Annotated in this window: 11 protein-coding genes and 2 pseudogenes; 2 read left to right on the top strand and 11 right to left on the bottom strand. The window is 35.3% G+C overall.

Annotation, left to right across the window (positions count from 1 at the left end; translation table 11 throughout):
• Positions 1 to 506 precede the first annotated feature (506 nt).
• Together AC0L8O_RS10875 and AC0L8O_RS10870 are read left to right on the top strand one after the other, a co-directional pair.
• Positions 507 to 779 (top strand): annotated as a pseudogene (locus AC0L8O_RS10875) (MGMT family protein).
• Positions 780 to 952: 173 nt separating this feature from the next.
• Entirely contained in the window at positions 953 to 1,309 is a 357-nt protein-coding gene (locus AC0L8O_RS10870) for a hypothetical protein (RefSeq protein ID WP_473448048.1), read from the top strand.
• A 184-nt stretch (positions 1,310 to 1,493) separates the two neighbouring features.
• Here AC0L8O_RS10870 and AC0L8O_RS10865 read toward each other — a convergent pair whose 3' ends face one another.
• The 11 genes and pseudogenes from AC0L8O_RS10865 to AC0L8O_RS10815 all read right to left on the bottom strand — a co-directional run bounded on the left by AC0L8O_RS10865 (position 1,494) and on the right by AC0L8O_RS10815 (position 12,214).
• A complete protein-coding gene (locus tag AC0L8O_RS10865) occupies positions 1,494 to 2,318 on the bottom strand; it encodes an aldo/keto reductase (protein WP_473448046.1) in 825 nt (274 codons plus the stop codon).
• An 80-nt stretch (positions 2,319 to 2,398) separates the two neighbouring features.
• Positions 2,399 to 3,610, bottom strand: a complete 1,212-nt coding sequence (locus AC0L8O_RS10860; protein WP_473448043.1) for a Bcr/CflA family multidrug efflux MFS transporter — start codon at positions 3,608 to 3,610, stop codon at positions 2,399 to 2,401.
• 124 nt (positions 3,611 to 3,734) lie between these two features.
• Positions 3,735 to 4,765, bottom strand: a pseudogene (locus AC0L8O_RS10855) (NADH:flavin oxidoreductase/NADH oxidase).
• A gap of 175 nt (positions 4,766 to 4,940) precedes the next feature.
• On the bottom strand, positions 4,941 to 5,345 hold the full coding sequence (locus tag AC0L8O_RS10850) for a MarR family winged helix-turn-helix transcriptional regulator (RefSeq protein WP_473448040.1): 405 nt from the start codon (positions 5,343 to 5,345) through the stop codon (positions 4,941 to 4,943).
• A gap of 151 nt (positions 5,346 to 5,496) precedes the next feature.
• Positions 5,497 to 6,255, bottom strand: a complete 759-nt coding sequence (locus tag AC0L8O_RS10845) for an amino acid ABC transporter ATP-binding protein (RefSeq protein ID WP_473448038.1) — start codon at positions 6,253 to 6,255, stop codon at positions 5,497 to 5,499.
• A 14-nt stretch (positions 6,256 to 6,269) separates the two neighbouring features.
• Positions 6,270 to 6,965, bottom strand: coding sequence for an amino acid ABC transporter permease (locus tag AC0L8O_RS10840; protein ID WP_318841557.1), 696 nt, complete (start codon positions 6,963 to 6,965; stop codon positions 6,270 to 6,272).
• Positions 6,949 to 7,743 carry an amino acid ABC transporter substrate-binding protein gene (locus tag AC0L8O_RS10835; RefSeq protein WP_473448036.1) on the bottom strand — a complete coding sequence of 265 codons (795 nt, stop codon included), beginning with the start codon at positions 7,741 to 7,743 and terminating at the stop codon, positions 6,949 to 6,951. The genes AC0L8O_RS10840 and AC0L8O_RS10835 overlap by 17 nt, the downstream gene beginning before the upstream one ends.
• A 269-nt stretch (positions 7,744 to 8,012) precedes the next feature.
• Positions 8,013 to 8,411: a hypothetical protein gene (locus AC0L8O_RS10830; protein WP_264142383.1), complete on the bottom strand. Its 399-nt coding sequence runs from the start codon at positions 8,409 to 8,411 to the stop codon at positions 8,013 to 8,015.
• Between the two features lie 162 nt (positions 8,412 to 8,573).
• Positions 8,574 to 10,541, bottom strand: coding sequence for a methyl-accepting chemotaxis protein (locus AC0L8O_RS10825; protein ID WP_473448034.1), 1,968 nt, complete (start codon positions 10,539 to 10,541; stop codon positions 8,574 to 8,576).
• Between the two features lie 147 nt (positions 10,542 to 10,688).
• Positions 10,689 to 10,910 (bottom strand): YdbC family protein, encoded by a 222-nt coding sequence (locus AC0L8O_RS10820; protein ID WP_473448032.1) that lies wholly within the window; start codon positions 10,908 to 10,910, stop codon positions 10,689 to 10,691.
• 188 nt (positions 10,911 to 11,098) lie between these two features.
• A complete protein-coding gene (locus AC0L8O_RS10815; protein WP_473448030.1) occupies positions 11,099 to 12,214 on the bottom strand; it encodes a M20 metallopeptidase family protein in 1,116 nt (371 codons plus the stop codon).
• Positions 12,215 to 12,370 lie beyond the last annotated feature (156 nt).

The raw sequence follows: 12,370 nt of genomic DNA, 5'->3' as shown, positions 1-12,370 counted from the left end.
CCATAAGGATTTACAACTGTCAACAGATTTTGTGAAAGTATTAGGAATTATGAAAAAATTTGTGTGTTCTGCAGTCATTTCTGTTTCAAATTTTACTATGGTACTATGTGTTATAATATATAAAGGCTGTTTTCGCAAACCTTGTTGCTTTGTAATAAGTGTAGAGGTTGTTGATTTGAGCTCCAGGCTGCTCGCTTTCCGTGGGGTGGGCGGTGAGCCTTCTCAACGCTTTGCGTCTGCCGGGACTCACCTGTCCCACAGCTCCCACAGGAGTCTCGCATATCCGTTCAAAAACCCTATTTAGTTTTTTAAAGTACTTTTTTAAAACAACAATCTTTTAGAAAAGAGCCTATATAAATAATACATATATAGTTATGATCTTCTTTTTAATGGCTACAATTCCTTTTTAACGATTTCTGAACTCTAAAACCCAGGAGGTGTTTATTATTCGTCCTTTTACAGAAAGAGTTATACATCTTATCCTGCATATACCACAAGGTCATGTTATGACATATGGCCAGATTGCCTGGTTGGCAGGCAGTCCTAGAGGTGCCAGACAAGTTGTACGCATCCTTCATTCTATGAGTGCGAAATACCAACTTCCATGGCATCGGGTTGTGAATGCCAAAGGTGAGATTGGTTTTAAAGAAGAATCCTCCTTTCAACTACAGAAGCAACTCCTTTAAAATGAAGGCGTAAAATTGACTGAGCATCATTCAATTGATTTATCTAACTATCAATATTACCCATGTGTTGATTATGAAGAGGAATATTCATAATCAACTTTATTTTATAAGTTTACATAATAGTATTACCGACGACTAATAGGCAGAAGGTGGTGTAAAACGAATCCTCCAATTTCTTTTATTGTATTGAACCTATTAATCTATAATATTTACGCGATATGGATGATAATGGTAATATAGTAGAAGACTACCTGAGGAGTTGAAAGATGATGAAATATGTAGTTGATTTTATGCTGGCAATTATTCTTACAGCCATCTCATATGACGTAGGAAGTTTACTCATAAGTGATGGAATTGCCTTTTGGCAAGCAATATTGATAGGATTCTCTGTGGTATCACTAGGTGCTATAACAGAGGCAGTTGGTGCACCAATTTGGTTAATCGTATTAGTTCCCTTTCCAGTTGGTATGATTTTATTATTTTTCTTTTTAGGTGATTCAGTTGGTCAATGGTTTCTTACCTATCTGACTACACTTGCGATTTACACTGTGATACATATGGTTATGAGCTATTTTTTCTATTTTCATTCTCTAATCCCGGCATGGAAGCTTTCTAAAAAGTAAGAATGGAACAAAAGAGCAATCGCCCAGCCTAGGGCAAATAAGCCACAAATGAATAAAAGACGTATCTTCATTCATTTGTGGCTAGACGCTGGTTGTAGAAGCGATTTCTCACAGTTCAAGAATTTTATCATTTTTTAAACCACAAGAAAGACTGCTCCAACATTGGAAGCAGTCTTTCTTGTCATTATCTTACATTCATTTCATTTGGGTGTGGACCTTTACGACGGTTGCGGTTGAGTTCATTGATTGCATTCATTTCATGTGATGTTAGTTCAAAGTCGAAAACATTGAAGTTTTCTTCAATTCTAGATGGAGTTACTGATTTTGGTATTACAATGGTATTATTTTGTAAATGCCAGCGCAAAATGACTTGAGCTGTTGATTTGTTATGTGAGTTTGCAATTTTTTGAATAACTTCATCCTTTAATGCCTCTCCACCTTGGTCCAGTGGGCTCCATGCTTCAACAAAAATATTATGTTTAGCACAGAATTCTTTTAATTCATTTTGTGCAAGGTATGGGTGACACTCAACTTGGTTTAGAACCGGTACTACTTCACATTCGTTTAATAAACGCTCTAAATGCTCAATTTCAAAATTACATACACCAATTGCTTTAACTTTTCCATCTTTATATAGTTTTTCAAGTGCTTTATATGTATCAACATATTGATCAAACTCTGGTGTTGGCCAATGAATAAGGTATAGATCAACATAATCCAGACCTAATCTTTCCAAGCTTGCTTCAAATGCTTTTATTGTATTTTCATATCCTTGATCAGTATTCCATACCTTTGTCGTGATAAATAGCTCTTCACGTGGGACAGATGCTTCCTTGATTGCTTTCCCTACACCGACTTCATTTTGATAAATCATAGCAGTGTCGATCGAAGTGTAACCAACCTCAATGGCCTTTGCAACAGCAGTTGTTGCTTGTTCATCCTCAACTTGCCATACTCCAAAGCCAAGTTGAGGCATTTTTAATCCATTGTTTAATGTAACAAAATTCATTTTACACTCTCTCCTTTATTAAAAAGTCCATGTTCATTAATACTATACTAGAATTCCAACTAAATGAAAAAGAATACGTATTATTTGGCAGTTTGAATGCTACCAGAAGATTTACGAACTAAGCCATAATATGATAAAAATGCTAAAAAACTAGCTGAGAAGATCACGACACCCATCGGAATCGCATTATATTCGCCAGCAATACCTACAAGAGGTGCTGTTAAAGAGCCTAAAACAAATGGTAATAAGCCCAATAATGCAGATGCACTTCCGGCAATATGACCTTGAGTTTCAATGGCTAGTGCAAAGGAAGTCGTTGAGATAATTCCGATCGACGCTACTAAAAAGAAGATTGGAATGGCGACCAATAAAAGTGGCGCTTTTAATAGAAGTGCAATAAGTAAAAGTGCACCAGCAGTGTTAGAAAGGATTAAACCTATTTTTAAAAATGTTTTCTCAGAAATATAATCTGTTAACCGACCAACAGATTGAGTTCCAATGATTAAAGCAATCCCATTTACTCCGAATAATAAACTAAATACTTGTGGAGATACGCCGTAGATATTTTGATAGACAAATGGAATACCTGATACATAGGCAAATATCCCAGCAATTATAAAGCCTTGTGTAAGCGCATAGCCTGTAAACTGTCGATCCTTTAATAACGAACCAAAATTGCTGACTACTTGTTTAAAATTGCTTGGTACACGATTTTCTTTTGGTAACGTTTCTTCCATTTTAAATGAAACAACTAGAAATAAGATTAATCCAACACCTGCTAAAACAACGAAAACTCCTGACCAATTTGTAAACGCAAGAACACCGCCTCCTACGATCGGTGCTACAATTGGACCCAAATTCCCAACCAACATTAATAATGAAAAGAACTTAGTTAATTCTTTACCACTATATACGTCCCGAACTACAGCCCTGGAAATAACAAGTCCGCCTGCTGCAGCGAAGCCCTGTACGAAACGTGATGCAATAAAGGTATAAATATTGGGTGCAAAGGAACAAGTTAATGATGCTAATAAATATAAAACCAAGAAAATAAGTAATGGCTTACGCCGACCTTGAACATCACTCATTGGACCAATAATTAATTGACCTAATCCAAGTCCTAATAAACAGGTCGTTAAACTAATTTGTACTAAAGATGCTTCTGTTTGATAATCTTCTACAATTGTAGGAAATGAAGGCAGATACATATCAATCGTAAAGGGTCCTAATAGTCCAAGTGATCCTAAAAGCAAAGCAAGCTGTAATCGTTTTGTTCCGGATAATTTATTCAAAATGTTCTCGCCTTTCTATAAAGAAAAATAATAAATTTATATTTGAGCAATAAAACTAGAATTTCCATAAATCCTAGTTTTATTGCTCTATCTAACATATTCTTTAACCGGTTAACTTTTCCTTTTAATTTCTTGGAAAGCCAGCTATATATTGTTGAGGTACATCAATTTCTTTGCGTAAAAAAGTTGCTGCTTCTAAAGTCCAGTAAGGATTTCTTAGCATGCCGCGCCCAACTGCTACAAGATCAGCTTCTTCGTTTCCAATTACAGAGTTTGCTAAAGCCGGTTCATCTAATCTTCCTACAGCTATAACTGGTACTTGTAATGCCTCTTTAATTGCTCTGGCCATAGGTACTTGGTATGCAACATGTGTACCTGGTCTTCCTGCTGCAGCAATTGGACCTTCTCCACCTGCACTAATATGGAACATATCAACACCAGCGCGTTGATATTCACGTGAAAACTCAATGCTCTCGTTTAATCCATACCCCCCTCTACATATTCTCTTGCTGATATTCTCATGATGAGAGGCATACTCTCTGGCATTTCTTCTCTTGCCGCTTCAATGACCTCTCTTCCAAACTTGGTCAAATCCCGGCCATACTCATCTGTTCGTTTATTTGTGTAACTAGAGTGAAATTGATGTATTAAATATCCGTGTGCACCATGAAGTTCAATTACGTCAACCCCTGCTTGAACCGCACGACCTACTGCAAGCCGAAATTTTTCAACCATGTCTTTTACTTCAGCTGTTGATAGCTCTCTTGGAGTTTTTGAATTTTCATCAAAAGCAATGGCAGATGGAGCTACTGGTTCGGCAGCATCTTCTGCTTTTCTGCCAGCATGTGCAATTTGGATACCAACCTTTGCACCATATTGGTGACAAGCATCTACAATACGTTTTAATGGCAGGATTTGTTCATCTGACCATAATCCCAAATCAAAATCTGTAATGCGACCATTTGGTTCAACGTCTGTCATTTCAATAATAATTAATCCGGCTCCACCAATCGCACGACTTACATAGTGCATATAATGCCAATCGGTTGCGATCCCGTCTTTGTTTGTTACAGAATATTGACACATTGGTGGCATAACTACACGATTTTTTAATGAAAGATCTTTTATCTCGTATGGACTGAATAAATGTTTCAACATAAAAACTCCTTCTATGAAAATCTAATAAAAATGTATGTGCATGCATACAAAATTAGCACATGAGAAAATATTTCGTCAAGCGAAATGATTTCTTACTAAAAAAATACGATTAGCTGATTTGTTACCAAAATAAACTATTTCTATTCCTTCTAAAATTGAGAAAGCAGTCTTTTTAGTTCAGCTTGTATTTCGTTATCAGCAAAAGAATGTTGTAATGTTTGATGAACTGTTTGAATGGCTTCTTCCAGTTTTTTTCTCCTGACTCTGTTAGAGCTGTAAAGATTGCGCGACGATCCTCAACACAAACATGCCTTCTTAATGTTCCACAGCCTTTAGCCTCAAATCTGCTGACTAAGCGTGACATTGCACTCTGGCTTAATCCAACCATATTTTGTAATTGCTGTAATTTTAATTTTTTATTAGGTGCTTGTGAAAGAAATAATAGCACATAAAATTCTTTTAATGTTAATTGATGGGTTTCTTGAAGAATCGATTCTAGTTCATGTTCCACGCGAATTTGAATGTTTGCTAAAGACATCCAATCGGAGATCAATTGATTTGGTTCATTTGATTTCATTTGCAACCACCTTATCTCAGTGCCTTGTTAAATCATTGTTTTTCTTTTAATACTATCAAGTAAGTATTTTAATAGTCAAATTCTCTTTCTGATATTAAGCACGGAAATGAAGATAAGGATGATGGATTCAATCCTTATCCAAATATTCAGCCTACACCTCAATTGAAGGATGTAAAATTCTTTGTAAGAATCTTTTGGTTCTTTCTTCTTTCGGTGACTTAAGTACCTCATCTGGTGTGCCTTGTTCTATGATGTATCCACCATCCATAAATAACACTTTATCTGATACTTCACCAGCAAATTGAATTTCATGGGTGACGATAATCATCGTCCAATTTTCTTTGACTAAGTCTTTTATTACAGTTAAAACTTCTCCAATTAATTCAGGGTCTAAAGCAGATGTTGGTTCATCAAATAACATCAATTCCGGCTTTAATGCCAATGCCCTGGCAATACCTACTCTCTGCTGCTGTCCTCCTGATAATTGATGGGGATAAAAATTCATTTTATCTTTTAACCCTACTTTTTCAAGGAGTGTTTCTGCTTCCTGTCTGACTTCAGCTTTATTTCGCTTTTGAACAATAATAGGGCCTTCCATTACATTTTCCAATGCAGTTTTATGAGGGAATAGGTGATAAGCTTGAAAAACCATCCCTGATCTTCTGCTGAATTGTACGATATCTCGTTTATTCATTTTTTCTTCAAAATTTAAAATTTGCCCATCATGAAAGGTGAAAACCCCCTTATCAGGATCTTCCAGCCCATTAAAACAACGAAGTAAGGTTGTTTTACCTGATCCGGAAGGACCGATAATCGATACTACTTCACCTTTTTGAATGTCAACATTCACATCTTTTAATACTTCATTTTCCCCAAATGATTTTGCCAACCCTTTTATTGATAAATACAAGCTTTACACCTCCCTTATTTTGCTACATAACGATCCAGACGTTTTTCTATTGCGATTTGAACGAGTGATAAAAGTAAGCAAATAACCCAATAAATAAGTGCTGCTTCGACATACAAAAGCAAAAAGTCATATGTCCTTGCTGCAATTTCCTGTGCTTTTCGAAATAATTCAGCTACTAATACAAGTGAAGCTAGTGACGTATCTTTTACTAAACTAATAAATGAATTAGATAGTGGCGGTACAGAAACTCTAGCTGCTTGCGGAAGAATGATACGATATAGAGCCTGCCATCTCGTCATTCCTATCGTATAAGCGGCCTCCCACTGCCCTTTTTGAATAGATAAAATAGAAGCCCGTAAGATTTCGGATCCATAGGCACCTACATTTAATATAAAAGCAATAGTGGCACTAATAAACGGATCAAGATTAACGCCCAAGTTAGGCAAGCCGTAAAAAATAATGAATAATTGCACAAGCAATGGTGTTCCACGGATTGCTGAAACATACACTGCTGCAGGTATCTGTAAAATACGGGATTTTGATATCCGCATCATCGCAGTGATTAGCGCTAAAATCATACCACCGGTAAATGAAATTAATGTAAGTGGGATCGTGTATTGAATGGCTCCTGTAATCATAGGGAGAAGAGAGTTGAAAAATAACTCCCAACCTCCCATATCAGCTGTTATTGTATTACTTTGCAGAAACATCTTCGCCAAACCATTCCTCGGAAATTTTTGTTAACGTGCCATCTTCTTTCATTGCTTCTAATTGTTTATTAACCTTTTCTATCAGCTCTTCATTTCCTTTATTAAATGTGAATGCCATTTCGGATACATCATCAGACTCTGCTACAATTTTTACATTCTTATCGTTTTGTGTTTTGATATAATCTAAAACAGCTAATTTATCATTTACTGTTACCTCAGCACGCCCCTGTTTAATTAATTCAATTGATTGTGCAAGGCCTTCTACTCCTACAATCTCTGCTCCATTTTCTTCAGCAATTGCGCCATAATTACTAGTTAACGATTGTGCTGATTTCTTCCCTTTTAATTCCTCAAACGTGTTAATATCATTGTTATCGGCCTTTGTAACAATAACAGATGAAGAATAAGTATAAGGATTCGAAAAGTCATAATTGGCTAAGCGTTCTTCATTAATTCCGACCTGATTCGCGATTAAATCAAAACGGTTTGAGTTTAAACCAGCAAACATTGAATCCCATTGTGTCTCCATAAATTCCACTTCAACACCCATTCGCTTGGCAACTTCTTTGATCACTTCAACGTCATATCCGGTTAGTTCTCCTTCTTCATTATGGAATGTAAATGGAGCATATGTTCCTTCAGTACCAACTTTAAGAACTTCCTTCTCAGCGGCATCTTGTGAATCTGTTTTCCCGTTTGCATTATCCTGATTTCCTCCACAAGCAGCTAAAAGGAAAAGTAAAGTTGCAGCCAAAAGACTCAAATATAACTTTTTCATGTTGTGTACCTCCCAGTAGTATTTGGTTTGTTAGTAAAGAGTAAGACACGTATTAGTTTGGTTTAATAGCAGAGGGATTATCCTACAATGCCACAGCAAGTTTTACATATCAACAAAAAAACCTTGGAACAATATAAGTTGAAATGTTTAGACTCTTCTTACTTTTTACACTTTCTTTTTTTCTTGATTTTGAACAGGAAATATAAAATCTTGTTTTGCACGAAAAAAAGAATCTGTACTAAGACGGATTCTTTTTCTACATAGGTTTATTAAAATGTACCTGTTTCTTTCTTTATTAAGTCCAACTTATCATGATAGATTTTGCTGATTGTTTTTCTTTCTTCAAAACTTAAAACCTTAGACGTTTCTTTCTCTCCTAGTAATTTTTCCTTAAGGGAATGTTCTGCTTCTATAAAAGCTTTTTTTAATTCACTTTTTGAACTATTTCCAAGATTATAATGTTTTACATGAATGGTCATTTTTCTAATAAGATGGCTTCCTTTGCTATGTAAAGCATCTATCTCAATGACTTTCTTTCTTGAAAAGTCATCAACAAACTCCAAACAACTGTTTACTACTTCAACTTTCTTGTCCTGCTTTTCTCTTAGTTGAGGAGTAATCTTACGTTCTTCCACTACCAACTTTGATAATGTATGTAAAAACCCCAATTTATTCCTCTCCCTTATATTTTCCAAGTAACTTTTTCTATCATTATATTCCAAATCATGCATTGATGCATATAAAATTTTATTTTTTTGGAATATTCAAATGATTTCCTGTTCTCTTGATCAAAATAAAGGGACTCAACGAATTGGTGTGCCTTCATTCGATCATATATGAAACGTTTTGACCATTTTTTGTAATTCTTCTGAAAGCTGTTCAAGAGAATTAGCATTTCTTGAGAGAAGTTCTATAGAGCAGTTCGTTTGTTGAACAGTTGCACTAGTTTCTTCAATACTTGCTGCGGATTCTTGCGATATCGAAGCAATATTGTCGATGGATTGATTTATATGTTGACTATGATATGTTATATCTGAAAGCTGTGTCGTTATATTTTTCACTTTATTAGCCATACTTAACACAGATTCATTTATTTCATAAAAAGTTTTTCCTGTTTGCTGTAGTTGATTTGATCCTATCTCAACTTGTTTATAACCATTGGTCAGCGCTTCAATCACACTGGTGGATTCAGATTGAATATTCGAGACGATTGTCGTTATACCTAAAATTGAGTTTGATACTTGTTCTGCCAGATTCCGTACTTCATTTGCAACAACAGCAAATCCTTTACCGTCTTCTCCTGCCCTTGCAGCCTCAATTGCAGCATTTAATGCTAATAGATTTGTTTGATTTGAGATTGCTTGAATAACAGTGACTATTTTCGCAATTTCTATAGATTGCTGTTCAAGTCTATCGACTTTTTGAACTGCTTGGTTCATCATCTGAAATAATGCGTCCATTTGCTGAATAGATTCTTTCATTAGGCGTTCACCCTGTTTTGTGATGTTTAGGACATTAGATGATGATGTTTGTACCATGGAACCATCTTCATTTGCTTGCTTAATGCCATTCACAAAAATATCCATTTGTTGAGATAATTTTGAGGAACTACTTGCTTGTTCTTCGGACCCCATTGCAATTTCCTGCATAGTTGTGGCTATTTGATCACTCCCCTCATTTAGTTCTATGCATGCCTCTTTCATTGCAGTAGATTGCTGTAAAACTGTTGTAGATAGGGTAGAAATCTTTTGTAACATCTCCCTCATACTAGACTGTGTCACAACAACTGAGTGGGAAAGTTGTCCAATTTCATCTGTTCTCTTTTTATTTTTTAATGTACTATTCAGGTTACCTTTGGCAAGCTCACCCATAAAGTTCGTTATATCTTTAATTGGTTCAGAAAAGTTTCGACTCAATAACATTGCTATGAATATCACAATAATAAGAGTAGTTATCACAGTAATGACAAGGAATAATAAAGCTTGATTATTCATCTGATGGATCATACCTGTGTCTTGGACGATTTGGATAATCCCGATTACTTCCGTTTTTGTAGGGTCAAAAAGCGGTATATAGTATTCTAAGCTTTCTTTAGCATCTCTTGAAACTTGCTCGCCATTCAAAACTTTATTAAGGATGGAAGAATCATCTATCTTTCCACCTACATATTTTTTATGAGAGGCTACTAAAATCTCACCTTCAATATTTGAAATGGATAATCTAATACCCTTCATGGAGTGTGTGATTTCTTCGATTACTTTTTCATCTAATCCTGTTTGCAATGTACCTATTACTTCGTTGTTATCCATAATAGGAACAAATGCTCTCACACCTAAACCACTTGTTCCAAATTCAAAACCTGCTAATTCCTTTCCTTCCAATGATGCTTGTATGACCGGTTTATCACTTTTGTCATCTCCATGTTTTTCCGGGTTATGACCTCTAAAAAACACAGAGCCATTTGCATCTCCAACCTCGAAGACATCTAACTGATGTTCTCGTTGCAGCCGCTCAAATGTAGATTTAATTAACACAGCCATCTTTTCTCGGTCACCTTGTTTAAAAACCTCAATTACGTCTGGCTGATTAGCATAGTATTTTGTTAACTCAAGAAGTTCTGTTGAAGATGTGTTCAACCGATCTGAAATCGATTCCACGTTAACGGCTTGTTCATTTTTTAGTACAGTATCATATCCCTGATTTGTCTTTATATAAAGCACAATACTAACAATTAGTAATGGGACGATTGATACTAATAGCAGAGAAAGAAATAATTTTGCTTTTAATGTCTTGATCATGTTTACATTTAAGCCCCCAACGTCAAATAATAGATGAGAAAATATACCTATTAATTTTATCAGCGAATATATCATACGTCTAGAGAAACAGTAATCTTAGTAACGTAAATAAGTATCAAAAAAAGGAACCTTTTGATAGGTTCCTTCTCATAATTCCATCGAATTTAATAAATCTCTCAATTTAATCAACTCATCCTTTGACAGTGTTAGCCCTTTCCCCATTTTTTCATGTCGTTCATCCCAATCTCTTAGATCATATCTGGGATCTCTGTTGTTCCAACTTATTAGGTTTAATTCCTTTTTCCATCCTTTTGCACCTTCAGAAATGACTCCAAAACTTTGCTGAATTTCATATTTTATGTTTGCCAAAATGCTCACCCCTTGATTTGTCTAATAACATTGTTGTAGATATTTTATCATATTATATGAGAAGAAATGTTGTGGTTTATGTAGTTATAATTTTGCAATGTTACATAATGGCCTTGGTTAATTCCCCATACAATTTATAGGTACAGTCTGGAAAGACTTTTATCATTTTTAGAATGTATATATAGTTTTTATATTTCCGCTAGACCTTTAAATAGTTCTACTGCTGTCTCGATAATTCCATCATGAAAATCATATTGAACAGTATGTATATGAGGATAGTCTTCCCCATTGCCAATATAGCAAATAGCCCCTTTTGTTACCTTTAAATAATGACCAAAATCTTCTGATGCACGAAATCCTTCCTTCATTTCAACGAGGGGAATTTCTTTCTTTTCACAGATTGATCTGATTTTATCTGTGCTTTCTTTATGATTTACCGTTTCAGGAAACATATCAGTGTATGAGAAACTTGGTTTTAGTCCATATTGTTTGGCCAGAGAAAGTGTTAACTTTTCAATGCTTTTTTCTAGTTGTACAAGTTCTTCTTCATAATATGCACGTAATGTAAGCATTAAGCTCCCTTTACTTGCTGCAATACCAAAGGCTTTTTCTCCAATATTTACATGCACGACTGTACACAATACCATTCCTTTATACGTATTGGAGGAAGTAAGATCTTGAATCGTATTAATAATCCCTGCTATAGCATAAGCTGGATTCACTCCATCTTCAGGCTGGCTTGCATGTGCCGGTGTACCTTCCATTAGAATCGTCATTCCCTTTGATGCGCAATGTGCCGTTCCATCAATAACATAAACTGAATTTAATGTCATTCCACTCATATTGTGAAAGGCATAGATTTCTTCTATGTTGTTCTCTTGTAAAAATGGGACACATTGAATGGCACCATCTCCTGTTTCTTCTGCATGCTGAAAGAGAAAAAAGATATTTTTATCTGCTCCTTTTTGATCAACCTCTAGAGCGAAGCCAACTAGGCATGCAGCATGACCATCATGTCCACATTTATGTGAGATACCAGGGTATTTAGAAGCATGTGGAATGTCTATCGTTTCATCAATCGGAAGAGCATCAAAATCTGCTCGAAATGCGATGTTTCTTCTCTTTTCACCAGCTCTATACACCGCATAAAACCATTGACCTTTGTCGACAATTTCTAGCGACGTATATGTTTTTAAGAATTGGATTAAATGATTTTTTGTCCATACCTCATGATTTGAGAGTTCAGGATGTTGATGAAGTTCATGACGTAAGTTTTTAGTTAATTCCAGATTTTTTGCTTCCACTGCATCATCCCCTTTTTAGATATGAATTTACAAAAGTATATGTTTCATAGAGACTATTATCCAAAAAGACTACATGAAATTTCCTATTTCTTCCTATATTAAGATTTTTCGAGCTTCTTGTAACGTCTATGTAAACAAATTGTAACACTATTCGGA

It is taken from the genome of Metabacillus sp. KJ11-3 (assembly GCF_055808295.1).
The sequence above is the reverse complement of the archived record's forward strand: the minus strand, read 5'-3'. Positions and strand labels throughout refer to the sequence as shown.